The sequence below is a fragment of the Streptomyces sp. NPDC090021 genome (genome assembly GCF_044748225.1).
Lineage (GTDB): Bacteria > Actinomycetota > Actinomycetes > Streptomycetales > Streptomycetaceae > Streptomyces.
Map to the genome: position 1 here is coordinate 144,798 of NZ_JBIVFO010000005.1, position 25,943 is coordinate 170,740.

Sequence of the window (25,943 nt, forward strand, 5' to 3'; positions counted from 1 at the left end):
CTTCAAGCGCTCCAGCGCTCAGCCCTTCAGCGCTTGCGCCGCCGGCCCCGGCCGCCGCGCACCGGTCCCGAGCCCGGTGCGACGGCCGGGGATTCCGGCCGGTCGGCCGAAACCACCAGCGCGGCCAGCGCCGTCGTCACGGGCACCGAGGCGACCAGCCCGATCGAGCCGACGAGGGTGCGTACGATCTCCACCGCGACCAGCTCGCTGTTCGCGACCGACCCCATGCTGCTGTTGGCGATGGAGAACAGCAGGAGCAGGGGGAGCGCGGCGCCCGCGTAGGCCAGCACCAGGGTGTTGACCACCGACGCGATGTGGTCGCGGCCGATCCTGATGGCCGCCCGGTAGACGGCCCGCGGCCCCATCGACGGGTCGGCCTGGTGGAGTTCCCATACCGCCGAGGTCTGGGTGACCGTCACGTCGTCGAGCACGCCCAGCGATCCGATGATGATGCCGGCGAGCAGCAGACCGCTCATGTCGATGTCCGGGTACAGCCCGTGGATCAGCCCCGTGTTGTCGTCGGTGTTGCCGCTGAGGAACGCCCAGTCGATGAACACCGACCCCAGCAAGCCGATCAGCAGCAGCGACACGAGCGTGCCGAGGACCGCCACCGAAGTGCGGGCGGTCAGACCGTGGCACAGGTAGAGCGCGATCAGCATGATCGCGCTCGCCCCGACCACCGCGACCACCAGGGGATTCGATCCCTGGAGGATGGCGGGCAGGATGAACAGCGTCAGCACGCCGAAGCTGACGACCAGCGCGATCAGCGCGAACAGCCCGCGCATCCGCCCGACGAGGACGACCGCGAGCGCGAAGATGCCGGCCAGCACCGCCAGCGGGACCTTGCGGTTCACGTCGATCACCGAGTACTGCAGGTCGCGGGGCGCGTCCGGGGCGTAGGCCACCACCACCTCCTGGCCGTCGGCCAACTGCCGTGGCGCGCCCGGCTGGACGATCTCGACGAAGGTGCGCCCCTTATCCGGGCCGCTGCCGATCTCGACGGTGGCCTTCTTGCAGTCCCCGGTCTGAGCGGCCCGCGCCGCGCCGCCCGACGGGGACCCGCCGGTCGCCGGCGCCTGCGAGGCGTTCACGGACTTGCAGTCGACCTGTTCCAGCGAGACGACCTTGGCCTGCTGGGTCTGCCGGTCGAAGCCCACTCCGGTCCGCTCGTGGCCGGGCGTGCCGCCCGGCCAGAGCACCGCCAGGCCGACGAGGACGGCGGCGGCGAACGGGATCAGCACAGCCGCGATGACCTTGCGCAGGTGCTTCGAGACGGGGGCCGCCGGCCCGTGTGCATGACTGTGCGAATGGCCGTGTGAGTGGCCCGATGACTGGCCGGGGGAATGGCTGGGGCCGTCGTGCGCGTGGCCGGAGTGGGCACTGGGCTCGGGGGGCTCGGTGGGGGGCTGCGGCGATGACGTCACCAGCAGATCATCGCAAGAGATGAGGGGGCCCACTGTTCAGCACGCCATGGATGACGCTAGCGTGGGGGCTACTTTGCACAACGCGGGAGCTCGGAGCACCGGGCTGAGAGGACGCTGATCACCGTACGCGCATCACGGATGCGTACGGGAGGAGGCTGCGTCGACCGCCGAACCTGTTACCGGGTAATGCCGGCGTAGGGAGATAGGTCTCATGACCATTCAGGACGCACGCACGCCTGCCGTCAGCCACGACGCCGACGGCTCGACCGAGCGCAAGCCGGGCTGGCACAAGGGCTACGTGGCGGGCTCCCGCCCCGACATCCGGGTGCCGGTCCGCCAGGTCCACCTCACCAACGGCAAGGACGTGACGCTCTACGACACGTCCGGTCCGTACACCGACCCGCAGATCGAGACCGATGTGCGACGGGGTCTCGCGCCGCTGCGCGAGAACTGGATCATCGGCCGCGGCGACACCGAGGAGTACGCCGGGCGCCCGGTCCGCCCCGAGGACGACGGCATCAAGCACACCTCGCCGCGCGGTGGCCTCAAGAACCTCGACGCGGTCTTCCCGGGCCGTCCGCGCCAGCCCCGCCGGGGCCGTGACGGTGCCGCCGTCACGCAGCTCGCGTACGCCCGCCGCGGGGAGATCACCCCGGAGATGGAGTACGTCGCGATCCGCGAGAACGTCTCCCCCGAGGTCGTCCGCGAGGAGATCGCCGCAGGTCGCGCGGTGCTCCCGGCGAACGTGAACCACCCGGAGATCGAGCCGATGATCATCGGCAAGAAGTTCCTGGTGAAGGTCAACGCCAACATCGGCAACTCCGCCGTCACCTCCTCCATCGAGGAGGAGGTGGAGAAGATGACCTGGGCGACCCGATGGGGCGCGGACACGGTCATGGACCTCTCGACGGGCCGCAACATCCACACCACCCGCGAGTGGGTGCTGCGCAACTCCCCCGTCCCGATCGGCACCGTGCCGCTGTACCAGGCGCTGGAGAAGGTCGACGGCCGCGCCGAGGACCTGACCTGGGAAATCTACAAGGACACGGTCATCGAGCAGGCCGAGCAGGGCGTCGACTACATGACGGTCCACGCCGGCGTGCTGCTGCCGTACGTCCCGCTGACCGCCCGTCGCAAGACCGGCATCGTCTCGCGCGGCGGCTCGATCATGGCTGCGTGGTGCCTCGCGCACCACAAGGAGAACTTCCTCTACACGAACTTCGAGGAACTCTGCGAGATCCTGGCGACGTACGACGTCACGTACTCGCTGGGTGACGGCCTGCGCCCCGGTTCCATCGCGGACGCCAACGACGCGGCCCAGTTCGCCGAGCTGAAGACGCTGGGCGAGCTCAACACCATCGCCAAGCGCCACAACGTGCAGACGATGATCGAGGGTCCGGGCCACGTCCCGATGCACAAGATCAAGGAGAACATCGACCTCCAGCAGGAGATCTGCGAGGAGGCGCCGTTCTACACGCTCGGCCCGCTGACCACCGACGTCGCGCCCGCCTACGACCACATCACGTCGGGCATCGGCGCCGCGATGATCGCCTGGTGGGGCACGGCGATGCTCTGCTACGTCACGCCCAAGGAGCACCTGGGCCTGCCCAACCGGGACGACGTCAAGACCGGCGTCATCACCTACAAGATCTCGGCGCACGCCGCGGACCTCGCCAAGGGCCACCCGGGCGCCCAGGAGTGGGACGACGCCCTGTCCGACGCGCGGTTCGAGTTCCGCTGGGAAGACCAGTTCAACCTGGCGCTCGACCCGGACACGGCCCGTGAGTTCCACGACGAGACCCTGCCCGCCGAGCCGGCGAAGACCGCGCACTTCTGCTCCATGTGCGGTCCGAAGTTCTGCTCCATGAAGATCAGCAGAAGCATCACAGAGCAGTTCGGCGGCGACGAGCCTGCCGCGTCGGAGGCGGAGATCGCCGAAGGCATGCTCAAGAAGTCGGCGGAGTTCGCGGCCTCGGGTAACCGGGTCTACCTGCCGCTGGCCGACTGACCTGCGCGAACGTGGCTGGCCGACGACATTCCGGGGGGAGTCGTCGGCCAGCCTTCGCCGTTCTGTCGCCTGATCTTCTGACGATAGATCGTCCCTCAGCACACGGTCCCGGTTCCGCCATTTCGAACCGGGACCGTCTGTGTCAGTCCCTCTGGGCGGCGCCCCAGGCCAGACGACCTGAACCGGAGGTCCACCTGCGGGTCGATGTGACCGAGGTGGCGGCGTCGCGATCAGACGAGGGACGGCAGGGTGCCGCGCTGCCAGCGGCCGAGCCAGAAGGCCATGGCCGACGGCTGGTCCTGGTTTTCGGTGGAGCCGTCGTGTAGCAGGTACTCCGTGGGGGCGATGTAGCCCTCGCCGGGTGCGAGGCGGATCCGGATGCACCGGATGGGGTGCCTTGCGGCGACGTGGGCGCGGTAGTCGTCCGTGCTGGGGCAGCGGTACGCATAGTCCTCGGGGTGGACTGCCCGGCAGACGGCTTGGGCGTCGAGGGCGCCCAGAAGGATGTAACGGGTTCCGGGGCCCAAATTGAGGGCGAGGCGGCGTCGGCCGGTCGTCTTCTGCCCGTAGTTGAGCTTGTCCCAGTTGTCGAGATGGAGGCCGATGAGGCGGCCGTCCTGGTAATTCTCAGTGGTGGTGATCATGTTGGGCTTGGCGAGGGCCTGACCCAGGTACTGGGCCTGTTCGTCGCCCATCTGCTGTGCCAGGTCTTCCAGCTTCTCGCCGTTCGGTGCTGGCGGCCGGACGATCTCCACCAGCGTGCTCGGCGGGGTCCACGGAGGGGCGTTCAGACCTTGGGGGGCAGACTCGCTGAGTGGCTGCCACAGCCCGGACGGTACGACCGCCCCGTCTTCGAGGGCGGGATGCCCGATGACGGTGCGGACCGCGGCGAGGTCGCACCGCCCCCGCAAGCCGTCCTGGTCGGTGAAGGCTACGTGTAAGGGCACTGGTCCTCCTGGCTCAGTCGTCGCCGAGGGTCATGTCGAGTTCGTTCACGAGGGCCTGGGCTAGGTCGCTCTGCTGGACGTGCCCGATGCGGATCTTGGACAGGTTGGAGACGCCGCGGATTGTTGAGAGATCGTTGCCGCGCAGGTCGGTGTCCCGGTAGCGACCGGTGCCGAACTCGGTGAGCCTGAACGTGCAGTCGGAGAAGACGACGTCGGACAGGTCGCAGTCGGTGAATGTGGCCTCGGTGAAGGTGCAGCCGGCGAACGCGACGGGCCCCGTTGCTCGGACCTTTTCGAAGGTCGCGTAGTCGAATTTGCAGCCTTCGAACAGCACGTCATCGAGCACCAGGCCGTCCAGGGCGGCCCCCATCAGCTTGCAGTCGCGGAGGAGGGTGCGGGTCAGCTTGCTCTCGTTCCAGCGGACCGCCCCGAGGTCACTGCCGGTGATTTCCACCCCGTGCAGGTTCAAGGCCTCGAACTCGACCCGCTTGGAGCGCAGGCCCGTGATGCGGCCGGTGATGAGCTGGGTATCTGCGAGGTCGAGCGCCCGCAGGTCGGCGTCACCGAACGCGAAGTCCTGGAGGGCGCCGCGCGGGCTGTCGAGGGTGTCGACGGTCGAGAGGTACAGGCCGGGCTCGTCCAGGTCGGGCGTGGTGACGGTGACGTGGCCGAAGGTGCGGGTGGCCATGGTGTGCTCCTCCTTGGTGGTGCCGGGGCGGCCCTGTGCGGCTGACAGGGCCGCCCCGTTCGGTGTGGGCGGCGCTACTTGTTCTTCCAGTTGTCCCAGGTGGGCCTGTTGTCGAAGACGGGGGTGGGGTTGTCCCACGTCGGCCGGTTGTCGAACGTGGTCGCGGACAGGTAGTTCTCGAAGTCGGCGTTGCTCCAGGTGTTCCCCCAGCGCGCGATGGCGGCGGTACCGGCGGCCTCCAGCAGAGACGTGAATCCCGGTGCCGAGTCCATCACGAGCGTGGTGGCGTCAGGGGCGGTGTGTGCGGACATGTCGCGTCACTCCTTCAAGTAGGGCGATCTTCGAGGTGGTGCAGTACGAGGTACGGGTGCCGTCCATGCGGCCCCCGTGCTCGAAGTACCGGTTCGCGGGGTGCGCTCCTCCGCAGAAGGCGAAGGCGGGGCACGTGGCCCGGCAGGCGTCCACGCCGTCCCAGAACTCAGTGATCCAGGGGGTGCGTTCCTCGGCTTCGGCTACCAGGACGTCCAGGCCGTCCTTGAGCACGTTGCCGGTGGTGAAGTCGCCGAACCGAGGATCGGTGAACCCGGCCAGCTCCGGGGAGAGCATGACCACGCCGCCGTCATGGGCGACGGTCGGCAGCGGATCCCACGGCGAGGACGCGGGCATGGGGGCGGTCTCGTGGCCCTGTAGGACGGCACCAGCGAAGTTGAGTACGCGCTGCACCTCGCGCAGCCGTATGACGGGGTTACCGTGCCAGGCATCCGTGAGGGCCGCCCAGAACTCGGACGCCCGCACGGGGTCGGCGTCCTTGGAGCCGGTGTTGACTCCCTCTTCCTCTTCGACGTTGACGCCGAGGGTGGTCACGCCCAGCTCGGCGAAGAACTCGTAGAAGCGGGCGGCGTCGGCCGGGTCGGGATCGGAGACCACGGCGATGGCGGAGTAGGGGATGCCGTGGTGCCGTAGTCGCTCGATTCCCCGCATGGTGACGCGGAATCCCGGGTGGCCGGCGAGGGTGATGCGGTGGGTGTTCATGTCCGCGGGGCCGTCGATGCTGACGCCCACGTGCACGTCGTGCTCCAGCAGGAACGCGCACCATGCGTCATCTATGAGTGCGGCGTTCGTCTGCACGGAGTGCTTCACGCCCTTGAATGGGGCCATGAGGGCCGTCAGGTGCTCTCGGCCGGTGGCCAGCGGCTCGCCGCCGTGCCACACAACCTCGAACGCCGGATCGTCGGCAGCCCACGGGTTGACGGACGTGGCCACGGCCTCGGCGACGGCCACCGGCATCAGGTTCTTCATCTTCCGGAACGGCAGGTAGCAATACGTGCAGTCCATGGGGAGGCACTGTGTGGTCGGCTGCATGATCACGGACCGGGGGACGGTCGCGAGCCGTAAGGCACTGTGCATCGTGCTCCTCTCGGTGTGAGCGAGTGGTGCGTGGATGGCGCCGGGGGTACATGGGGGATGAGAACCCCCGGCGCCGTGCTCCGCCCGGCTGGCGCGAGAAGGGGCGGGCGGAGTGGTGCCCCCGCCCGGGTGGCGCCTGCGCGACTACCAGGGCGGGGAGCTTGTGGGCCGCCTACGAGGGCGGTTCGACGTCCGGCACGGTGGCCGGAGGGGGTGTACTCACCGACTGGTCCAGGTTCAGGACTTGGCCGCTGAGGACGACGGCGGGACCAGCGAGACCGATCAAGAGGAGGGAGGTGATCATGCCCCAGCCGGGCGGCGGTAACTCCCCTGGGCGGACGTTCATCGGGGGTCCGCTTCGCGTAGGGCCTGATGGTCGGCTACGACCCATTCCCGGCCGCCACCCTCGGGCCGCAAGAAGATCGCGCGGGGGATGGCCCTTCGTGTGGCTGGATCGACCCACTCGCCGATGAACTGCACGATCCCCTCGCGGTCTTCGGCGGGGTCCAGGACCCGGGCACCCTCGTGCAGCCAGCGAGGCAGGCGGCTCATGCGGTACTCCCGGCCTGGTCGTCCTCGGCGGCCGACTTCCAAAATCGCTCCATGCCCCGGTCAGCACGGGCCCGCAGGCCCGGACTGGGGTCGGGACTGCCGGAGGCGTCCCAGGGCGCGCATTCCGCCTGACCCTGGGGCTGGCGGGCGGGCGGCCGGCGGGGGATGGGCTGCGGAGCCGCATCCTCGGCAGGCATGAGGGTGTCGAGACTGGCGGACCAGGCCGCGGTGCCGCCTCCCTCGGGGCACAGGCGGTAGAACGTGGTGCCGGTGTCGTTGGGGACGTCTATGACCACGCCCGTGCGGGAGGATGCGGTGTCGTACGCGAGATCGCCGCGCAGGGGCCAGCGGGGGTCAGGATCCGCCTGCTGTCGTACGCGGTCATTGTCAGTGCGACGCGTAGAGGTCATGTAGCGGACCGTATGCGGCCCGCTACCCACGAATATGATTCTGCGGAATACCCGCAGATCAATCCAGCGAAAACCGTCCGGTCATCCCCCGCAGGCGCTGGCGGGTAGCGACCCGCTCGGCATAGACGATCTTCCGCAGAGTCGCCCGAGCGACGGGGTGATTGCGAACGAGCTGGGGGGCGATGCGCTCGGCGGTCTCCAGCTCGGTCAGGGCCTGGTCCCGGTTGCCGTCCCACAGCCATGCGCGGGCGAGGTCCATGTGGTGGTGCCCGAGACGGGAGTTCGGCAGGACCGCGATGTGCGCGGGGTCCGCCTCGCGGTTGAGCCGAAGAGCCTTCGTCTGGTCGCTCATCTCCAGGGCGGCACTGACGCTGTGGATGATGACGTTCCCGAGGCTGAACGTGACCGAGTGCCGATCGTGGATCTCGGGTCCGACGTAGGCGTTGATCCGCTCGCCCGCGGTTCGGGCCAGGGCGAGGCGGTCGTCCGATCCGGCTGCGTTCCCGCCTCGGGCGTAGGAGATCGCGGCCCGCAGGTGCAGGGCGCCCCACATGCGCAGGGCGAGTGGGTCCCCAGCCTCGTATTCCGGCTCGATGCCGGCGAGGGCCTTGTCCCCGAGGGCGAGCGCGTCGTCCCAGTCGGCGGATGCCCATGTGTCCCACATGCGCATCCAGAGCGCCATTGCGGGCATCACCGGGTCGCCGGAGAGCTGCGCCGACCACGTCGCCCGCTCGCAAGCCATGGCGACCAACTCAGAGTGTCCGAGGGCGTGGGCGGCGGTGTGCGCGAACTTGCATGCCACCGCGTAGATCGCGAACGCCTCTTCACGCTCATGGCCGGTGGACACCTCGGCGAGGGCGCGGGCCTCCCGCAGCATGTCCGGCAGCTCGGCCAGCACAGCGCCGTTCGCCGCCGCGTCCCGCAGGCGGAGCAGGCGCTTCATGTCCTGCCACAGCATCTCGGACGGTCGCGGGATACCGTCGAATACGGGCGTCAGGTCGTAGCGGCGCAGTTCCCGCAGGATCGCGGCTGCCGAGACCTGCCACTTGGTCTCGGCTCCGCCGCCTGTGTAGGGGCGCTCGATCAGGGTGTTCGGGTGGCAGTGCAGGGCGGCGGCCACGGCGTTGATCAGACCGGCCCGGTCCAGCTCGATCCGGCCCTTCTCCAGCTTGGACACCCAGCCCTGAGTCCGCCCGAGCGCTGCGGCGAGATCGGCCTGAGTCATCCCGACGGAGAGCCGCTGACGCCGTACCCGCTGCCCGATTCGCTCTTGCTCCTCGATGTACCCGCTCACACCCACCACCCCGATCTGCGACCACGCTTCTGACGCGAAGGTACCGCTGACACGCGGCGGGTGGCGGGCCTTGGCCAAGGGATCTCAGAATGCTTAGGCTCGCCTTCGGCGGGGCGCCGGGATGGCGATAGCCGACGTGCGCCGAAGATCACGGGGGCAATCCCCACCCCGCACCAAGGTCGCCGGAGACACCTCAACTGTTGCCCCTGCATTGACAGTTATCGAGGTCGAACGGCTTAGAGTCCCACGCCGGTGGCCGGAGCGGCTTTGGCAGGTGGGTAAGGCCGTGGAGGCCGCCGGCCCCGGCCGCATCCACCGCGTGGACGCGTCCGGCCCCTCGGCCGTGCGGGAGTGGTGGCCCTCAGGCCACCACCTGGTACTCCGGTCCCAGTTCGGCCAGGGCGAACGCACGGTTCTCGACGACCCGTTCACGCTGGCTCTCCGGAAGCCCGCCCTCCCGCAGGAGTCGCTCGCAGCACTGCAGCGACTCCTCGTACGCGCCGACCCAGTAGGCGGACACCGCGAGCTCGTCGAGCGCGCGCCACTCGTACCAGTCGAACTCGACGAACAGGATGTCGTCCGGCCTCGGGATCCGCGCCGCCTGACGGGCGAACAGGTACGCCAGCGGGAAGCGCCCCTCGAGACGGCACAGGCGCGCCAGATCGCCGAGCGCCTCGGCCCGCCCGGGACGGCTCTCGTGGGCGCGCAGATAGCGGTCCGTCACCTCGGCCGACGGACGCTTCAGGGCCGCCGCGAGACGTGCCGCGTAGAGCCGGGCGCAGTAGGCCTCCTCGGCGAAGCCGCCCATGGCCGCCCGCTGGTCGTAGGCGGCCAGGGACTTCTCCGGCTCGCCGGCGTCGCGCCAGCTCTGGGCCAGGTAAAAGGCGTAGCGGGCGTTCCCGGGTTCTGCGAGCAGGCCCTTTTCGAGGATCCCCGCATCGCGGAGGTACTTTTCCCGGTCGCCCCCTTCGCCCTGGCGGGCTCCGCCGCCGACGACGCGGATATGGAAGCCTTCGAGTTCGCCCCGGGTGAAGGGCTCCTCGCAATCGAGGTACTCGTGCAGCACACCGACGTATTTCCAGGGCAGTCGGGTGGAGACCAGCGCCGGTCGCCAGTGGATGACGGGCTGATGGTGCACGGCGATGCCGTACGCGTCGAAAGTGAGCTCCGGCATGTGGAATCCGGGCTCGACTTCGATCACGTCGTCCGCGTCGATGAACAGCAGGTAGTCGGCGCCGGCGCGGGCCAGGTCGATGGCCTCGCTGCGGCTGCCGTCGAATCCCTTCCAGGGGCGTTCGTGCAGGACACCGGGAAGATCACTGAGGAACTCCCGGATGATCTCCTGGGTGCCGTCCGTCGACCCGGTGTCGACGATCACCCAGGTGTCGATCAAAGGGCGTACGGATTGGAGACAGCGCCTGATCACCGCGGCCTCGTTCTTCACGATCATGTTCAGGCAGATTTTCGCTTTCAAGGATCCCGTCCACGGTGGTGGTGAAGACGATCGTGAGGCGACCGTAGGGATCCGGCCAAAGGGGTGCAAGGAAGGCGCGATGAGAGCCGCCATTGGGGGCCCGCTGCTGGTCCGATGAGATGACTGCCGCAGCGAGGCGCTTCATTCCTTCAATCCTATTTACCGACTATGGGCGAGGCGGCCCGTCCGGGCCGGTCGCGCATCGTTCGATTCGGTTTCGAGAAGGAGCGGCGTATATGAGCCCCGTGAACAGGACCAGGTCGCCTCTTGGCCCGGTGGCCCGGCGGAATGCCGTGGTGAAGGGAGGCACGCTGGCCTCACTGGCCCTGGCGATGGTGGGCATCGCCAGTCCGGCGTTCGCCACCACCCAGAACGTCCAGGCGGCCGCCACGGTCCGGTCGGCGAGCCCCGCCGGCGGTGGTGACTGCACGACGAAGAACGACTCGAAGCACGATCCGAGAGCGGTGGAGGTCCAGGCCGGCCCGCGCGGCGGCGGCGACAAGTGCGAGGGCCAGCGCGGCCCGACGGGTCCGACCGGCCCCACGGGTCCGCGCGGCCCGCAGGGCGAGCCGGGCATCGGCGGCGCGACGGGTGCCACGGGTGCGACCGGCGCCGACGGCGCGACCGGTGCCACGGGTGCGACCGGCGCGGGCCAGTGCACCGACGTGGCCGCCTACAAGCCCAATGCTGCTACGGAGGTCAAGTCCGTACTGATCGACGGTCAGGCCTGGGTCGGCATCCGGAGCCTCACCCCGGCTCCGCCGGACGAATTCGAGTGGTACGACCTCAGCGACAACACGGACTTCCCCGAGGGAGCATGCGGCATCTCGGTCAGTGACCAGGCCGGACTCGTCAACGTAGAGACGGTGGCCCCCAACGGGAGGGTCTGGGAGACCACCTGCACGGTGAACCCGGGCAACAACCCCCCGACCCTCACCTGCGACGACGACTGGACGCCGGTGAACGCGCTGGTCGAGACACCGCCCGTGCGCAGTAGGCCCATGGAGGGCATGGACCCCAACCACCTGCCGAAGGCGCTGAAGTAGGCCGTGGAGCCGGCCGGAGCCGTTAGTCCGGCCTCTGCTCCGGACCGCCGAAGTCCGGGCTGGTGAAGTCCGGTGGCGTGTAGCCGGGCGGGGACCCCTGCGAGGGGGTTCCCGGGCTGGTGAAGTCGGGCCGGGTGTACCCCAGACTGGGGATGCGCCCGGCCCCTGGCGTGCGGGGGGTCGGGAAGCCCGGGCCCGCGCTCGGATCGGCCAGAGCGTCCCGCAGGAACGGGATGATGCCGCGTTCCAGCAGGGCGTGCCGCCAGGCCTCGCGGGCCCGCGCCACCTCGTCGGGTACCGCCTCGGTCTCGTCCGCCGCCACCTCCGTCGCACTGTTGCGGACGGCCGTGACCAGCAGCCCGATCACGGCGAAGAGCAGGGAGGCCGCGGTGAGCGCCCCGAAGAGCCAACCCGCCGTCAGCATGGTCTGTGCGAAGGCCGGTTCGGGCTCGATCATCTTCAGGATGTAGCCGACGAGCAGGAAGATCAGCATGGCGGTGCCCGCCAGGACCGGTGCGAGGACCGCGACCACGGCGCTGACGCCCGCGCCGCCGCCGCTGCTCCCGTCTCCGTCCTCGTCCCCCGTCGTACCGGGGGCGGAGAGTGTCCCGTCACGCCGTTCCTCGCGGACCTTCACGTAGTGGCCGTACTCGGCGGCCGCTGCGGCCGCCAGCAGGGCGCTGGCGCCCTGGGCCATGGTGCGGAGCTGTTCGGCGTTCAGCCGTTCGCCGAGAGTGGCGAGCTCGGGCCGTTCGTTCGCGGCGCGCAGTGCTTCGTCGATGAGCCGGTCGAATTCGGGCCGGTCTTCTGTCAGCAGGTGCGGAGCGCTGGTCATGTGCATCCCCCGATGCTCCGTAGAAGCCGGTGTGCCGCGCGTAGACCCGGGTGCCGGCTGAAACGGAGGAGAGCCTGCTACGGATAGTGCGATGGTAGAGCGACCACACCGCGCCGTGACAGGGGCTTTCCGGAAATACCCCTCTGCGTAAGCTCTCAGTCGCTCAGCGGAAGCCGTACGACGAGCAGCTTGCCCGCCATTGTCACCCCGCCGTCCATCGCGATGGCGAGCCCGTCCGCGTAGACGTGCGGGCCGTCCACCGCCTCCGGTCCGCGCGACTCGTCGCCGTCCTCGGTGCCCACTTCGCCCAGCAGGTACGGGATCGGGCTGTGGCCGTGCACGACGCGGCTGCCGCCGTAGGTGTCGAGCAGTTCGCGGACGGCCTGCGGGCCGGTCTCCTCGTCGCGGAAGGCGAAGCGCTTGGTGAACTTCCGGAAGAGGTCCCAGGTGATGTCGACGTCGCCCCGGTTGAGGAGCTCGTGGATGGTGTCGTTGACGTCCTCGATGGAGTCGCCGTAGTCCAGGTAGGCCGTGGTGTCGGAGTGCAGCAGCAGGTGGTCCTCCTCCAGCACGGCGGCATCCAGTCTCGACATCCACTGGATGTGCACGTCCTGCAGTCGCTCCATGTCGGTGCGCTGGCCGCCGTTGAGCAGCCAGGCGGCCTGGAAGGTGGCGGTGCCGGCCCCGGAGACGACGGGTGTGTCGCCGAACCGCTTGGCGCCGATGAGCAGCAGTTCGTGGTTGCCCATCAGGGCCTTGCAGTAGCCGCCGGCCGCGGCCGCCTCGGCGGACAGCCGCATGACGAGGTCGATGACGCCGATGCCGTCGGGGCCGCGGTCGGTGAAGTCGCCGAGGAACCAGAGCCGGGCGTTGCCCGCGGACCAGTGGCCCTCGGCGTCGATCAGGCCCTGGGTGCGCAGTTCGGTGACGAGCTCGTCGAGGTAGCCGTGGACGTCGCCGACGACGTACAGCGGGCCGGGTCCGGAGGCGTCCTGCGGGACGTACTGGACCTGGACGGTGTCGCCGGGCCCGCCGAGCGGGGTGCGGCCGATGACGGGGAGGTCCCGGTAGGTCGGGGTGTAGCCCTCGGGCTCCTCCTCCTCGGGGTCCTTGGTCATCGAGTGCACCGGTTCGGCGTCGGCGTGCGGGTGCGCAGGGGGGTGCGGGTACTCCTGGGCGCGCCCGTGCGGGTGCTCCTCGTGGCGCGGGTCCTGCCGGGGGTCGTGACGCGGATCGCGGTGCTGCTCGCCGTGCGGCTCGCCGTGCGGGTCGGGCTGCGGGACCGGCGCCGCGGGCGGCTGCGGCGCGTACCCGGGCTGGGGCGGTACGGCGGCCCGTGCGCCGTCCTCGTAGTAGGCGGGGTATTCGCCGTACACGGGGGCTTCGTGGGGCAGACCGGTGGATACGGCGTACGGGGCGGCGGGTTCGGTGACTGGCACCCGGAAGTCCCGCAGCGTTTCCGTCCGCATCGCGGGTCCCTGACCGGCCCCCTGAGTCATCGACCCCTCCACCACCGTCGCGCTGCCGTACACCTGCGGACCCTCCTGACCTCCTGGGAGGAGGGTCCGTGATGTCGTGCGCCCATCATAGGAATGCGGCTCGCGCTGTGTGACGCACCAGGGGTGGTGAATCCTTTGCGGAGCGTATCGTTCCTACCGTTTTTGCCCGATATTGCCGGTTGTTGAAAGTCCGGACGGCCGCCGATCAGGCCGACCGGACGGTCCGGCGGTCAGTCCTGGGCCGGAGACCGGGGTGGGCTCACGGTCGTTCGGGGCTGCCTGCGCTGCGACGAGGTACGGATGATCAGCTCGGTCGGGACGACCTGTTCGACCGGGCGTCCGGTGTCCACGCCCTCGATCGCGTCGATGAGCAGCTGCACGACGGCGGTGCCGATGCGGCGCGGTTTGAGGGACAGCGTGGTGATGGGCGGCTCGGTGTTGGCGTACACGGTGGACTCGCTGCAGCAGACGAGCAGCAGGTCCTCGGGAACGCGCAGGCCGTAGCGGCGGGCGGCGGCGAGCAGGTCGGTGCCGTTGGGGTCGAAGAGACCGTAGACGGCGTCGGGGCGGTCGGGGCGGGCGAGGAGCCGGTCGGCGGCGACGGCGCCCGCGCACGGATCGTGGGCCGGGTAGGACTCGTACACGGGGTCCTGGCCGACGCGCTCGCACCAGTTGAGGTAGGCCGTGGTGGACAGGCGGGTGTACGTGTCGGTGGTGGTGCCGGTCAGCAGCCCGATCCGGCGGGCGCCGGCGGCGGCGAGGTGGTCGAGGAGGCCGAGCACGGCGGCCTCGTGGTCGTTGTCGACCCAGGCGGTGACGGGGAGGGAGCCGGCGGGCCGGCCGTCGGAGACCACGGGCAGGCCCTGGCGGACGAGCTCGGTGACGACGGGATCGTGGTCGGAGGGGTCGATGACGACGGTGCCGTCGAGGGCGACGTTGGACCACACGTCGTGGCGGGAGGTGGCGGGGAGGATGACGAGTGCGTATCCGCGGGCCAGCGCCGCCGAGGTGGCGGCCCTGGCCATCTCGGCGAAGTAGGCGAATTCGGTGAAGGTGAAAGGTTCATCCCCGTACGTCGTCACGGTCAGGCCGATGAGGCCCGACTTTCCGGTACGGAGGGTGCGGGCGGCGGCCGACGGGCGGTACCCCAGCCGGTCGGCTACTTCGCGAACGTGGCGGCGGGTGGCGTCGGGCAGCCGTCCCTTGCCATTGAGCGCGTCCGAGACGGTCGTGATGGATACGCCCGCCGCGGCGGCCACGTCCCTGATGCCGGCCCGGCCCTGTCGGCCGGCGGCCCGCCGGGTGGTCTCGGTCCGGCTCACCTGATGCTTCCCTGCTGCTGTCATGGCGAGCCGATAGTAGGGCTCGGTGGGGTGGGCGGTCCGGGTGCATATGCACGCGTTGACAGGCACGTTTCTGCGTGGTTCGCCACCCCCAATGACCTTGGAAATGAAGGCGTTTGGTCGTGTGTGCTGGCAGTGGAGTTTGTCGTCGGGACCGGGCATGCCAAAACGGCGTGCTTTCGTGTCGGCCGCAACTCACCTGCACGAGGGATGCGCGCCACGGCGCAGGCCACCGGCGTGCGCATATATGCGCGCGCTCCCCCACAATCCAGGCGCCCCCATTCTCGGGAGAGCGGAATCCTCATAAGGTGAGCAGTATTGAGTCGACGGCGACGTCGGACGGGACGGTCGAGGAGGACCTGCGGTGAGCGAGAAGAGCCCGAAGCTGCGCGCCGAGCTGGACGGCATTCCGACGTACAAGCCCGGAAAGCCGGCTGCCGCGGGCGGGCCCGTCGCGTACAAGCTGTCCTCGAACGAGAACCCGTACCCGCCGCTGCCGGGGGTGCTGGAGAGCGCCGTCACGGCGGCGGGGGCCTTCAACCGCTACCCGGACATGGCCTGCACCGGACTGGTGAACGAGATCGCCGAGCGGTTCGGCGTGCCGGTCGAGCACGTGGCCACGGGCACCGGCTCGGTGGGCGTGGCCCAGTCGCTGATCCAGTCCACGGCGGGCCCGGGCGACGAGGTCATGTACGCCTGGCGGTCCTTCGAGGCGTACCCGATCATCACGCAGATCTCGGGTGCGACCTCGGTGCAGGTCCCGCTGACCGACGGCGACGTGCACGACCTGGACGCCATGGCCGCGGCGATCACCGAGCGGACCCGGCTGATCTTCGTCTGCAACCCGAACAACCCCACCGGCACCGCCGTGCGCCGGGCCGAGCTGGAGCGCTTCCTGGACCGGGTGCCCTCGGACGTCCTGGTGGTGCTGGACGAGGCGTACCGCGAGTTCGTGCGCGACACGGACGTTCCGGACGGCATCGAGCTGTACCGCGACCGCCCCAACGTGGCCGTGCTGCGCACGTTCTCCAAGGCGTACGGACTCGCCGGACTGCGGGTCGGATTCGCGGTCGCGCACGAGCGGGTGGCGGCGGCGCTGCGCAAGACGGCGGTGCCCTTCGGCGTCAGCCAGCTCGCGCAGGACGCGGCGGTCGCCTCGCTGCGCGCCGAGGACGAGCTGATGGGCCGGGTCGGTTCGCTGGTGGGCGAGCGTGCGCGGGTCCACGCGACGCTGCTGGCGCAGGGCTGGACCGTGCCGGACACGCAGGCGAACTTCGTGTGGATGCGCCTGGGCGAGCGGACCGTCGATTTCGCGGCGGCCTGCGAGAAGGCCGGTGTGGTGGTCCGGCCCTTCGCGGGCGAGGGCCTTCGGGTCACGATCGGTGAGCCCGAGGCGAACGACCTCTTCCTGCACACGGCGGAGGCGTTCTTCAAGGAGCTCTAGGCTCCGCGGCGCGGGTTCCGCGAGCGGCGCGGGCCGCGGCCGTCCGGCCGGCGGGAGAGCGCCGCGCGGTCGGGTGGGGCGGGAGTGTCAGGCCGGTTCCACACGGACGGGATCGCCGTCGCGAACGGTGGACAGCAGGCGGGGATCGCCGTCGAACGAGCCGAGCACGTTGCACGGGCTCGCCAGACGGCTCTCGCCGCCGCGCGAGATCGGCGTCGGGCCGTAGGGCAGCGCGAGGGCGTCGCCCTCGGTCCAGAACGCGACCGTGCCGGGCTCGACGACCTGCCGGGCGTCGTCCTCCAGGGCCACGCGGACACCGGTGTCGAAATAGACCTCCTCGCCCCACGTATGCGCGGAGGCGGAGATCGGAAGGGCCTCGGCCAGTGCCTTGCTGGTCGGGGTCTCGTCGAGGGTTGCGGTGAGCTGGCCCGCGGGCCAGGAGATTCGAATCTGCATGAGCCGGATTCAACAATCTGTTGAATCGATTGGCTAGAGGGGTACCCCGCCGGAAGGTGGCCGAATGCGGTGCGCCATAATGCTTGTGAATGTGAACGCGTTCACAAGCGTGTCTGCTTCCTCCCGGAATGGGCGGGCTCGGAAGGCAGGCTGCCGCTGTGATCACGGCGACACGAAGGAGACGACGACGTGGACCTGGCTCTGGCGCCAGAAACCCTGGCGCGATGGCAGTTCGGCATCACCACCGTCTATCACTTCCTCTTCGTGCCCCTGACGATCTCGCTCGCCGCCCTCACGGCCGGCCTGCAGACCGCCTGGGTGCGCACCGAGAAGGAGAAGTACCTCAGGGCCACGAAGTTCTGGGGAAAGCTTTTCTTGATCAATATCGCGATGGGTGTCGTCACCGGCATCGTCCAGGAGTTCCAGTTCGGCATGAACTGGTCCGACTACTCGCGGTTCGTCGGTGACATCTTCGGCGCCCCCCTCGCCTTCGAAGCGCTGATCGCCTTCTTCTTCGAGTCCACCTTCATCGGGCTGTGGATCTTCGGCTGGGACAAGCTGCCCAAGAAGATCCACCTGGCCTGCATCTGGATGGTGTCCATCGGCACCGTCCTGTCCGCCTACTTCATCCTGGCGGCCAATTCCTGGATGCAGCACCCGGTCGGCTACCGGATCAACGAGGAGCGGGGCCGGGCCGAGCTCACCGACTTCTGGCTGGTGCTCACCCAGAACACCGCGCTCACCCAGTTCTTCCACACCATCACGGCCGCTTTCCTGGTCGGCGGTGCGTTCATGGCCGGCATCTCCGCCTACCACCTGGCGCGCAAGAAGCACGTCCCGGTGATGCGCAGCTCGCTGCGCCTGGGCCTGGTCGTCCTGATCATCGCCGGCCTGGGTACGGCGATCAGCGGTGACCTGCTCGGCAAGGTCATGTTCAAGCAGCAGCCGATGAAGATGGCCGCGGCCGAGGCGCTCTGGGACGGCGAGGCCCCCGCGCCCTTCTCCGTCTTCGCCTACGGCGACGTCGAAAAGGGTCACAACAAGGTGGCCATAGAGATCCCGGGTCTGCTGTCCTTCCTGGCCAACGACGACTTCACCTCCTTCGTCCCGGGCATCAACGACGTCAACAAGGCCGAGCAGGAGAAGTTCGGGCCGGGCGATTACCGGCCCAACATTCCGGTCGCCTACTGGGGCTTCCGCTGGATGATCGGCTTCGGCATGGCCTCGCTCGGTATCGGCATGCTGGGGCTCTGGCTGACCCGCAGGAAGTTCCTGCTTCCGCCGGCTCTGCGCACCGGGGAGGACGAGGTCCCCCACCTGGTGCTCTTCAAGAAGCCGCTGAGCCCCAAGATCGGCAACCTCTACTGGATCGTCGCCCTCTGGACCATGGGCTTCCCGCTCATCGCCAACTCCTGGGGCTGGATCTTCACCGAGATGGGCCGTCAGCCGTGGGTCGTCTACGGGGTCCTGCGCACCCGGGACGCGGTCTCGCCGAACGTCTCCCAGGCCGAGGTCCTCACCTCGATGATCGGCTTCACCCTGCTCTACGCCGTGCTCGCCGTCATCGAGGTCCGTCTCCTCGTCAAGTACGTCAGGCTCGGCCCGCCGGAGCTCACCGAGGCCGACCTCAACCCGCCCACCAAGATCGGCGGGGACGACAAGAACCCCGACCGGCCGATGGCCTTCTCGTACTGAGGCTGAGGAGAACGCACCATGGAGCTCCACGACGTCTGGTTCGTGCTCATCGCCGTCCTGTGGACCGGCTACTTCTTCCTGGAGGGCTTCGACTTCGGCATCGGCGTGCTGACCAAGCTGCTCGCCCGCGACCGTACGGAGAAGCGGGTCCTGATCAACACGATCGGGCCCGTGTGGGACGGCAACGAGGTCTGGCTGCTCACGGCGGGCGGCGCGACCTTCGCCGCCTTCCCCGACTGGTACGCCACCCTCTTCTCCGGCTTCTACCTGCCGCTGCTGCTCATCCTGATCTGCCTGATCATCCGCGGGGTGGCCTTCGAGTACCGGCACAAGCGCCCCGAGGACAGCTGGCAGACCAACTGGGAACACGCGATCTTCTGGACCTCGCTGATCCCCGCCTTCCTGTGGGGCGTGGCCTTCGCCAACATCGTGCGCGGAGTGAAGATCGACCAGAACAAGGAGTACGTCGGCAGCTTCCTGGACCTGCTCAACGTCTACTCGCTTCTCGGCGGGCTGGTCACCCTCACCCTGTTCACCTTCCACGGCGCGGTCTTCGCCTCTCTGAAGACCGTCGGTGACATCCGGGAGCGGGCGCGCAGGACGGCGACCGTACTGGGCCTGGTCACCGCCGTCCTCGCCCTGGTCTTCCTCGTCTGGACCCAGGTCTCGCGCGGCGACGGCAAGAGCCTGGTCGCGATGGCCATTGCGGTGCTGGCCCTGCTCGGGGCGCTCGGCTTCAACCTGGCGGGGCGCGAGGGCTGGTCGTTCGCACTGTCCGGGATCACCATCGCGGCGGCCGTCGCGATGCTCTTCCTGACGCTCTTCCCGAACGTGATGCCCTCCTCGCTCGACGCGGCCTGGAACCTCACCGTCACCAACGCCTCGTCCAGCGCCTACACGCTGAAGATCATGACCTGGTGCGCCGCCGTCGCCACCCCGCTCGTACTGCTCTACCAGGGCTGGACGTACTGGGTGTTCCGCAAGCGGATCGGGACGCAGCACATCGTCGACGCGCACTGATTCCGTGTCCGTGGACACACCCGTCTTCCCGCGCCGCCCGACCCGCCGGCCCGGCCGGCCCTCCCCCGGAGGATGTTTCACGTGAAACCGATCGACCCGCGCCTGCTCCGGTACGCCCGTTCCACCCGCCTCTTCCTGGGGGCGGTGGTGGCTCTCGGGCTGGCCGGGGCGGGGCTGGTCGTCGGTCAGGCGATGCTCATCGCCGAGATCGTGGTGGGCGCCTTCGAGCAGGGCCTCGGCGGCGCCGCGCTCCGCACGCCGCTGTTGCTGCTCGCGGCGGTGGCGGTCGGCCGCGCTCTGATCGCATGGCTGACGGAGCTGGCCGCGCACCGCGCGAGTGCGGCGGTCAAGTCGGAACTGCGGGGCCGGCTGCTGGACCGGGCCGCGGAGATCGGGCCCGGGCGTCCGGGCGGACAGCGGACCGGGTCGCTGGTGTCGCTGGCCACCCGGGGCGTGGACGCGCTCGACGACTACTTCTCCCGCTACCTGCCCCAGCTGGGGCTCGCCGTCGTGGTGCCGGTGGCGGTGCTCGCCCGCATCGTCACCGAGGACTGGGTGTCGGCGGCCATCATCGTGGTCACCCTCCCCCTGATCCCGGTGTTCATGGTCCTGATCGGCATGGCCACCCAGTCCCGGATGGACCGCCAGTGGCGCCTGCTGTCGCGGCTGTCCGGGCACTTCCTCGACGTGGTGGCCGGGCTTCCCACGCTGAAGGTCTTCGGCCGGGCCAAGGCGCAGGCCGAGTCGATCCGCAGGATCACCGATGACTACCGGCGGGCGACGATGCGGACGCTGCGCATCGCCTTCCTCTCGTCCTTCGCCCTGGAACTGCTGGCGACCCTGTCGGTCGCGCTGGTCGCGGTGACCATCGGCATGCGACTGGTCCACGGCGAGCTGGACCTCTACACCGGGCTGGTCATCCTGATCCTGGCGCCCGAGGCCTACCTGCCGCTGCGGCAGGTGGGGGCGCAGTACCACGCGGCCGCGGAAGGGCTGGCGGCCGCCGAGGAGATCTTCGAGGTCCTGGAGACCCCCGCCGCCGGTCCGGCCGGTACGGCGGAACTGCCGGTCGGGGCTCCCTTGCGGATCGAGATCGACGGGGTCGCCGTCCGGTACGAGGGCCGGCTCGAGGACTCGCCCCGACCCGTCTCGCTGACCGTCGCACCGGGGGAGTGCGTGGCCCTCACCGGCCCGAGCGGGGCCGGCAAGTCCACGCTGCTCCAGGTGCTGCTGGGGTTCGTGCGGCCGACCGCCGGGCGGGTCCGCATCGCGGGTGTGGACCTGGCCGAGCTGTCGCCGGAGCACTGGCGGGAGCGGATCGCGTGGGTACCGCAGCGGCCGCACCTGTTCGCCGGTACCGTCGCCGAGAACGTACGGCTGGCCCGGCCCGGGGCCGGTGACGACGACGTGGCCGCCGCCCTGAAGGACGCGGGAGCCTGGGAGTTCGTGTCCGCGCTGCCGCGCGGCGCCGAGACCCTGCTGGGGGAGGGCGGCATGGGCCTGTCCGCCGGGCAGCGGCAGCGGCTGGCATTGGCCCGGGCCTTCCTCGCGGACCGGCCGGTCCTGCTGCTGGACGAGCCGACGGCGGCGCTGGACGGCGAGACCGAGGCGGGGATCGTCGACGCGGTCCGGCGGCTTTCCGCGGGACGGACGGTGCTGCTGGTGGTGCACCGGCCGGCCCTGCTCGCCGTCGCGGACCGGGTGGTCCGCATGACGGCCGGTCCTGTTCCGGCCGAGCCGCTCTCCGGACCCTCGCCGCTCGAAGGACCGCTCCCCCGCTCCGCAGGCTTCGGGACGGAAGCCGAGGGTCCCTTCCCCGACGGCCTCGGCCCGGATGCCGGTGAGTGGATCCTCGGCGCCGCCCCGGAGCGGGTGAGGACCGGCAGCGGCACGTCCGACACCGGCGGCACGGATCCGCTGCGCCGGGTGCGGGCGGTGGCGAAGGCATGGCAGGGACGGTTCAGACTGGGACTGCTGCTCGGGGCGCTGGCCGTCGGCTGCAGCGTCGGCCTGATGGCCGTGTCGGGCTGGCTGATCTCCAGGGCCTCCGAACAGCCCCCCGTCCTCTATCTGATGGTGGCGGTCACCGCGACCCGGGCCTTCGGAATGGGGCGCGCCGTCTTCCGGTACGCCGAGCGGCTCGTCTCGCACGACGCGGTCCTGCGGATGCTCGCCGACCTCAGGGTGTCGGTGTACCGCCGGCTGGAGCGCATTGCGCCCGCCGGACTGCGGGAACACCGGCGCGGGGACCTGCTGGCCCGGCTGGTCGCCGACGCCGACGCCCTGCAGGACTACTGGCTGCGCTGGCTGCTGCCCGTCGGTACCGCGGTGCTCGTCGGAACGGGTTCCGTCGCCTTCACCACGTGGCTGCTGCCCGAGGCCGGGGCCGTCCTCGCCGTCGGCCTGCTCGCCGCGGGCGTCGGGGTGCCGCTGGTCAGCGGAGCCTGCGCCCGCCGTGCGGAGCGCAGGCTCGCGCCCGCCCGGGGCGAACTCGCCACCCGGGTGGCCGACCTGCTGACCGGCACCGCGGAGCTGACGGTGGCCGGGGCGCTGGCCGACCGCAAGGGCCGGGCGCGGGAGAGCGACGGCGCGCTGACGCGCATCGCCGCGCGGGGCGCCGCCGCGGGCGGGCTGGGCGGCGGACTGTCCGCCCTGGTCTGCGGGCTCACGGTGGTGGCCGCCGCGGCCGTCGCCGCGAACGCGGTCCACGACGGACGGCTGTCCGGGGTCGCGATGGCCGTCGCGGTCCTGACGCCGCTCGCCGCCTTCGAGGCGGTGAGCGGACTTCCCCTCGCCGTCCAGTACCGCCAGCGGGTGCGCCGTAGCGCCGAACGGGTCTACGAGGTCATCGACGCGCCCGTTCCCGTGGCCGAGCCCGAGCAGCCCGTGGCCGCTCCCGTCTCGCCCTTCCCGCTCCGGCTGGCCGGACTCACCGCCCGCCACCCGGGCCAGGAGCGTGATGCGCTGCGCGGGCTGGACCTCACCCTGGAGGCCGGCCGCCGCATTGCGGTCGTCGGTCCCTCGGGCTCCGGCAAGACCACGCTGGCGCAGGTCGTGCTCCGGTTCCTGGACCCGGCCGAGGGCTCCTACAGCCTGGCCGGTGTGGACGCGCGCACGCTCGACAGCGATGACGTACGGGCGCTCGTCGGCCTGTGCGCCCAGGACGCGCACCTCTTCGACAGCTCGGTCCGGGAGAACCTCCGGCTGGCCCGGACCGGCGCGAGCGAGGAGCAGCTGCGGGACGCGTTGGCCGCGGCCCGGCTGCTGGAGTGGGCGGACGGCCTTCCGGACGGGCTGGACACGCTGGTCGGCGAGCACGGCGAGCGGATCTCGGGCGGCCAGCGCCAGCGCCTGGCCCTGGCCCGGGCGCTGCTGGCGGACTTCCCCGTACTGGTCCTGGACGAGCCGGCCGAGCACCTGGACCTGGTCACGGCGGACGCCCTGACCGCAGACCTGCTGGCCGCCACGGAGGGCAGGACCACCGTGCTGATCACGCACCGGCTGGCCGGCCTGGAGGCGGTCGACGAGGTGATCGTGCTGGACCGCGGGGAGGTCGTGCAGCGCGGGACGTACGCGGAGCTGGCCGCCGTCGAGGGGCCGCTGCGCCGGATGCTGGAGCGGGAAGGGGAAGCCGACCGGACCTTGGCCAACTTTCCCGTCTAATGGGGACTAACTAGGCTCAAGGGCATGTCAGCGCAGTCGTCGCAGCAGTCATCGGATCCGCCGCCTGATCCCTCGCGGGGGACACCGGATCCCCTGGCGGCCGCCACCGAGGCCGCCAAGAGCCTGCACGGACTGTCGACCGAGCTCACGGCCCGGGTGCCGCAGCTGTTGGAGGCCATGCGGTCGGTGGGTACCGGGCTGGAGCTGCATTCCACGCTCGACCGCATCTGCGAGACCGCGGCAGAACTCGCGGACGCCCGCTACGCGGCGCTCGGAGTCGTCGACACGGAGGGCCGCGGGCTCTCCGACTTCGTCACGTACGGGATCAGCCCGGAGGTGGCCCGGAGGATCGGCCACCGCCCGGACGGGAAACGGGGCCTGCTCGGAGCGCTGATCTCGCACCTGGACACCGTCCGGCTCGCCGACCTGACCAGGGACCCGCGCTCGGCGGGCTTTCCGGCGCACCACCCGCCCATGAAGACCTTTCTCGGTGTCCCGATCCGGGTGCAGGGGGAGATCTTCGGCAACCTGTACCTCGCCGAGAAGCACGGCGGCGTCGAGTTCAACGACTACGACGTCCACATGGTCCGGGTGCTGGCCACCGAGGCGGGCATCGCCATCGGCAACGCCCGGCTGTACGAGGCGGCCACCCAGCGCGAGCGCTGGATCGACGGCTCGGTCGCCGTCACCACCGCCCTGCTGTCCGGTGGGGACGCCGACGACGCCCTCTCCGTGGTGGCCGAACAGGCCCGCCGCCTGGCCGACTCCGCCGCCGGGATCGTCCTGCTGCCGGCCGAGGAGGGCGGGATGGAGATCGTCGCGGTATCGGCGGAGAACGCCGCCGCCTCGCTCGGCGTGGTGATCCCGGCCGAGAGTCCGGTGGTGGAGCATCTGCTGTGCGGCGAGCCGGTCTTCACAGACGACGCCTCGTCGGACCCCCGCATGATCAGTCCGCACACCAGCGAGTTCGGCCCCTGCATGATGCTCCCCCTGCACAGCGGCGGGCGGGTCCTGGGAGCTCTGGTCACCCCGCGTGCCCTCGGCGGTCGGCCCTTCAGCGAGTCCGAGCGAACCCTGGCCACCCAGTTCGCCTCGCAGGCGGCGCTCGCGCTGATGATGGCCGAGGCGCAACGCGACCGGGAGCGGCTGGCGGTCTTCGAGGACCGCGACCGGATCGCACGTGACCTGCACGACCTGGTCATCCAGCGGCTGTTCGCCACCGGGATGATGCTGGAGGGCGCGCAGCGCAGGTCGATCGTGCCCGAGGTCCGCGACGGCGTGGGCAAGGCCGTGGACGAACTGGACGTGACGATCCAGGAGATCCGGACGGCGATCTTCGCCCTCCAGCAGGGTCCCGCCGAAGCGCCGTCCGGGCTGCGCACCCGCGTCCTGCGGGAGATCAACATGGCGGCCGTCCCACTGGGCTTCAAACCGGCACACCGCTTCCTCGGACCGGTCGATACGGTCGTCGGCGAGCTCGTGGGGAAGAACCTGATCGCCGCGCTGCGCGAGGCGCTGTCCAATGCCTTCCGGCACTCCGACGCGTCCCGGATCGAGGTGGTCCTGGACTGCACCGTCACGTTGCCCGACGGCCGGCCCGGAGTCCGGCTGGAAGTCGCCGACGACGGGGTGGGTATCCCCGAGAGCGGTCGGCGCAGCGGCCTGCGCAACCTGCGGCGGCGGGCGGAGTCCCTCGGCGGCACGAGCTCCTACGGGCCGGGGCTCGGGGAGGACGGCGGCGGGACCACTCTGGTGTGGGAGGCTCCGCTCCAGTAGCGCCGGCCGGCGTGCGCCTGTGCCTGGCCGGCCTACCCCGGCCTGGCCTACTCAGGCCCGGCCTACGCCTCGTGCCGCGCGAGGCGTTCGGCCAGGATGCGTTCGATGACGAGGGCCACCCCGTCCTCGTTGTTGGCGACCGTACGTCCGGACGCGGCAGCGATCACATCCGGGTGGGCGTTGCCCATCGCGTAGGAGGTGCCGGCCCAGCTGAGCATCTCCACGTCGTTCGGCATGTCCCCGAAAGCGACCACCTGGTCCGGGGAGATGCCCCGTTCGGCGCAGCACAGCGCCAGCGTGCTCGCCTTGGACACGCCGTGCCCACTGATCTCCAGCAGAGAGGTGGGGCTCGACCGGGTGATCGACGCGTGCGCGCCGGCGGCGGAGCGGGCCAGTGCCAGGAACTCGTCCGGGGCGATCTCGGAGTGGTGCGCCAGCAGTTTCAGTACGGGCGCTGCGCCTTCGTACGTGTTCTCGTGGAGCAGTTGTTCGGCGGCTGCCAGCCGGGCGCCCGGATCCTTGAAGAAGGGCGGGTAGGCGGGTTCGTAGTTGATGCCGGTGGTCAGCTCGACGGCGAAGGACGTGCCGGGTGCCGCCGCGCGCAGAGCTTCGACGACGGAGAGTGCGGCCACCCTCGGGAGGGCTCTGACCTGTACGAACTCCCGCCCGGCATGCAGGTCGACAACCGCCGCGCCATTCGCGCAGATCGCGAGGCCGTGACCGTGGACGTGGTCGGCGACCACGTCCATCCATCGCGCGGGACGGCCCGTGACGAAGAAGACCTCGATCCCCGCCTTCTCGGCTGCGGCGAGTGCGGCGACGGTACGGGGCGAGACGGACTGGTCGTCGCGCAGCAGGGTGCCGTCGAGGTCGGTGGCGATGAGCCGGGGAGTGGGGGTGGGCCCGTCCGGGCACTGAGGAGCCGAGGTCACGGCTCCATCTTCGCCCATGGGACGGGGGGA

At 70.3% G+C, this 25,943-nt stretch carries 21 protein-coding genes and 1 riboswitch; of the genes, 7 read left to right on the forward strand and 14 right to left on the reverse strand.

All coding sequences use genetic code 11. The features are described 5' to 3' along the window. Positions 1-26: 26 nt before the first annotated feature. The gene (locus ACIPXC_RS05440; RefSeq protein WP_401613749.1) at positions 27-1,457 is read right to left on the reverse strand and encodes a YibE/F family protein; all 1,431 of its coding nucleotides are present in this window, start codon (positions 1,455-1,457) and stop codon (positions 27-29) included. 39 nt (positions 1,458-1,496) lie between these two features. Continuing rightward, positions 1,497-1,642, forward strand: a riboswitch (TPP riboswitch). Here ACIPXC_RS05440 and thiC point away from each other — a divergent pair. Continuing rightward, a complete protein-coding gene (thiC, locus tag ACIPXC_RS05445) occupies positions 1,636-3,432 on the forward strand; it encodes a phosphomethylpyrimidine synthase ThiC (protein ID WP_401613751.1) in 1,797 nt (598 codons plus the stop codon). (Overlaps the previous riboswitch by 7 nt.) A gap of 230 nt (positions 3,433-3,662) precedes the next feature. On the opposite strand, the gene ACIPXC_RS05450 is transcribed toward thiC, so the two are convergent. The 8 genes from ACIPXC_RS05450 to ACIPXC_RS05485 form a co-directional block, all read right to left on the reverse strand. Next, positions 3,663-4,379 (reverse strand): hypothetical protein, encoded by a 717-nt coding sequence (locus ACIPXC_RS05450; protein WP_401613753.1) that lies wholly within the window; start codon positions 4,377-4,379, stop codon positions 3,663-3,665. Between the two features lie 13 nt (positions 4,380-4,392). After that, positions 4,393-5,067, reverse strand: a complete 675-nt coding sequence (locus ACIPXC_RS05455) for a pentapeptide repeat-containing protein (protein WP_401613755.1) — start codon at positions 5,065-5,067, stop codon at positions 4,393-4,395. 74 nt (positions 5,068-5,141) lie between these two features. Continuing rightward, positions 5,142-5,378, reverse strand: coding sequence for a multiple cyclophane-containing RiPP AmcA (gene amcA / locus ACIPXC_RS05460; protein ID WP_114058307.1), 237 nt, complete (start codon positions 5,376-5,378; stop codon positions 5,142-5,144). Continuing rightward, complete coding sequence (gene amcB, locus ACIPXC_RS05465; RefSeq protein WP_401613757.1) at positions 5,356-6,474, reverse strand: cyclophane-forming radical SAM peptide maturase AmcB; 1,119 nt, start codon at positions 6,472-6,474, stop codon at positions 5,356-5,358. The genes amcA and amcB overlap by 23 nt, the downstream gene beginning before the upstream one ends. 342 nt (positions 6,475-6,816) lie before the next feature. Beyond that, on the reverse strand, positions 6,817-7,026 hold the full coding sequence (locus ACIPXC_RS05470) for a hypothetical protein (protein ID WP_401613759.1): 210 nt from the start codon (positions 7,024-7,026) through the stop codon (positions 6,817-6,819). Then, on the reverse strand, positions 7,023-7,436 hold the full coding sequence (locus ACIPXC_RS05475; RefSeq protein ID WP_401613761.1) for a hypothetical protein: 414 nt from the start codon (positions 7,434-7,436) through the stop codon (positions 7,023-7,025). The genes ACIPXC_RS05470 and ACIPXC_RS05475 overlap by 4 nt, the downstream gene beginning before the upstream one ends. A gap of 58 nt (positions 7,437-7,494) precedes the next feature. Next, on the reverse strand, positions 7,495-8,730 hold the full coding sequence (locus ACIPXC_RS05480) for a helix-turn-helix domain-containing protein (protein WP_401613763.1): 1,236 nt from the start codon (positions 8,728-8,730) through the stop codon (positions 7,495-7,497). A 361-nt stretch (positions 8,731-9,091) separates the two neighbouring features. After that, positions 9,092-10,180: a glycosyltransferase gene (locus ACIPXC_RS05485; RefSeq protein ID WP_401613765.1), complete on the reverse strand. Its 1,089-nt coding sequence runs from the start codon at positions 10,178-10,180 to the stop codon at positions 9,092-9,094. A gap of 320 nt (positions 10,181-10,500) precedes the next feature. Between ACIPXC_RS05485 and ACIPXC_RS05490 the strand changes: the two genes are divergently transcribed. Then, entirely contained in the window at positions 10,501-11,250 is a 750-nt protein-coding gene (locus ACIPXC_RS05490) for a hypothetical protein (protein ID WP_401613767.1), read from the forward strand. A 22-nt stretch (positions 11,251-11,272) separates the two neighbouring features. Here the strand turns inward: ACIPXC_RS05490 and ACIPXC_RS05495 are convergent, their stop codons facing one another. From ACIPXC_RS05495 to ACIPXC_RS05505, 3 genes are all read right to left on the reverse strand, one after another. Further along, positions 11,273-12,091, reverse strand: coding sequence for a hypothetical protein (locus ACIPXC_RS05495; RefSeq protein WP_401613769.1), 819 nt, complete (start codon positions 12,089-12,091; stop codon positions 11,273-11,275). Between the two features lie 149 nt (positions 12,092-12,240). Beyond that, the gene (locus ACIPXC_RS05500; RefSeq protein WP_401613771.1) at positions 12,241-13,554 is read right to left on the reverse strand and encodes a metallophosphoesterase; all 1,314 of its coding nucleotides are present in this window, start codon (positions 13,552-13,554) and stop codon (positions 12,241-12,243) included. 260 nt (positions 13,555-13,814) lie between these two features. After that, positions 13,815-14,930 (reverse strand): LacI family DNA-binding transcriptional regulator, encoded by a 1,116-nt coding sequence (locus tag ACIPXC_RS05505; protein ID WP_030028209.1) that lies wholly within the window; start codon positions 14,928-14,930, stop codon positions 13,815-13,817. A gap of 361 nt (positions 14,931-15,291) precedes the next feature. Here ACIPXC_RS05505 and hisC point away from each other — a divergent pair, with 361 nt between their 5' ends. Next, entirely contained in the window at positions 15,292-16,371 is a 1,080-nt protein-coding gene (gene hisC / locus ACIPXC_RS05510; RefSeq protein ID WP_401613773.1) for a histidinol-phosphate transaminase, read from the forward strand. A gap of 87 nt (positions 16,372-16,458) precedes the next feature. On the opposite strand, the gene ACIPXC_RS05515 is transcribed toward hisC, so the two are convergent. Beyond that, positions 16,459-16,827, reverse strand: coding sequence for a cyclophilin-like fold protein (locus ACIPXC_RS05515; RefSeq protein ID WP_401613774.1), 369 nt, complete (start codon positions 16,825-16,827; stop codon positions 16,459-16,461). 189 nt (positions 16,828-17,016) lie between these two features. Between ACIPXC_RS05515 and ACIPXC_RS05520 the strand changes: the two genes are divergently transcribed. The 4 genes from ACIPXC_RS05520 (at position 17,017) to ACIPXC_RS05535 (ending at position 24,981) form a co-directional block, all read left to right on the forward strand. Further along, the gene (locus tag ACIPXC_RS05520) at positions 17,017-18,522 is read left to right on the forward strand and encodes a cytochrome ubiquinol oxidase subunit I (protein ID WP_401613776.1); all 1,506 of its coding nucleotides are present in this window, start codon (positions 17,017-17,019) and stop codon (positions 18,520-18,522) included. 18 nt (positions 18,523-18,540) lie between these two features. Continuing rightward, on the forward strand, positions 18,541-19,542 hold the full coding sequence (gene cydB, locus ACIPXC_RS05525) for a cytochrome d ubiquinol oxidase subunit II (protein WP_401613778.1): 1,002 nt from the start codon (positions 18,541-18,543) through the stop codon (positions 19,540-19,542). Between the two features lie 81 nt (positions 19,543-19,623). Next, the gene (cydD, locus tag ACIPXC_RS05530; RefSeq protein ID WP_401613780.1) at positions 19,624-23,205 is read left to right on the forward strand and encodes a thiol reductant ABC exporter subunit CydD; all 3,582 of its coding nucleotides are present in this window, start codon (positions 19,624-19,626) and stop codon (positions 23,203-23,205) included. Positions 23,206-23,229: 24 nt separating this feature from the next. Continuing rightward, the gene (locus ACIPXC_RS05535; protein ID WP_401613782.1) at positions 23,230-24,981 is read left to right on the forward strand and encodes a GAF domain-containing protein; all 1,752 of its coding nucleotides are present in this window, start codon (positions 23,230-23,232) and stop codon (positions 24,979-24,981) included. Positions 24,982-25,043: 62 nt separating this feature from the next. Here ACIPXC_RS05535 and ACIPXC_RS05540 read toward each other — a convergent pair whose 3' ends face one another. Then, positions 25,044-25,931, reverse strand: a complete 888-nt coding sequence (locus tag ACIPXC_RS05540; protein WP_401613784.1) for a Cof-type HAD-IIB family hydrolase — start codon at positions 25,929-25,931, stop codon at positions 25,044-25,046. Positions 25,932-25,943 lie beyond the last annotated feature (12 nt).

What these genes read in the sequence shown, in the direction of transcription:
- thiC (WP_401613751.1), top strand. Translation starts at nt 1,636, where the DNA reads ATGACCATTCAGGACGCACGCACGCCTGCCGTCAGCCACGACGCCGAC.
- ACIPXC_RS05455 (WP_401613755.1), bottom strand. Translation starts at nt 5,067, where the DNA reads ATGGCCACCCGCACCTTCGGCCACGTCACCGTCACCACGCCCGACCTG.
- amcA (WP_114058307.1), bottom strand. Translation starts at nt 5,378, where the DNA reads ATGTCCGCACACACCGCCCCTGACGCCACCACGCTCGTGATGGACTCG.
- amcB (WP_401613757.1), bottom strand. Translation starts at nt 6,474, where the DNA reads ATGCACAGTGCCTTACGGCTCGCGACCGTCCCCCGGTCCGTGATCATG.
- ACIPXC_RS05470 (WP_401613759.1), bottom strand. Translation starts at nt 7,026, where the DNA reads ATGAGCCGCCTGCCTCGCTGGCTGCACGAGGGTGCCCGGGTCCTGGAC.
- ACIPXC_RS05475 (WP_401613761.1), bottom strand. Translation starts at nt 7,436, where the DNA reads ATGACCTCTACGCGTCGCACTGACAATGACCGCGTACGACAGCAGGCG.
- ACIPXC_RS05485 (WP_401613765.1), bottom strand. Translation starts at nt 10,180, where the DNA reads ATGATCGTGAAGAACGAGGCCGCGGTGATCAGGCGCTGTCTCCAATCC.
- ACIPXC_RS05495 (WP_401613769.1), bottom strand. Translation starts at nt 12,091, where the DNA reads ATGCACATGACCAGCGCTCCGCACCTGCTGACAGAAGACCGGCCCGAA.
- ACIPXC_RS05500 (WP_401613771.1), bottom strand. Translation starts at nt 13,554, where the DNA reads ATGCGGACGGAAACGCTGCGGGACTTCCGGGTGCCAGTCACCGAACCC.
- ACIPXC_RS05505 (WP_030028209.1), bottom strand. Translation starts at nt 14,930, where the DNA reads ATGACAGCAGCAGGGAAGCATCAGGTGAGCCGGACCGAGACCACCCGG.
- ACIPXC_RS05515 (WP_401613774.1), bottom strand. Translation starts at nt 16,827, where the DNA reads ATGCAGATTCGAATCTCCTGGCCCGCGGGCCAGCTCACCGCAACCCTC.
- cydB (WP_401613778.1), top strand. Translation starts at nt 18,541, where the DNA reads ATGGAGCTCCACGACGTCTGGTTCGTGCTCATCGCCGTCCTGTGGACC.
- ACIPXC_RS05535 (WP_401613782.1), top strand. Translation starts at nt 23,230, where the DNA reads ATGTCAGCGCAGTCGTCGCAGCAGTCATCGGATCCGCCGCCTGATCCC.
- ACIPXC_RS05540 (WP_401613784.1), bottom strand. Translation starts at nt 25,931, where the DNA reads ATGGGCGAAGATGGAGCCGTGACCTCGGCTCCTCAGTGCCCGGACGGG.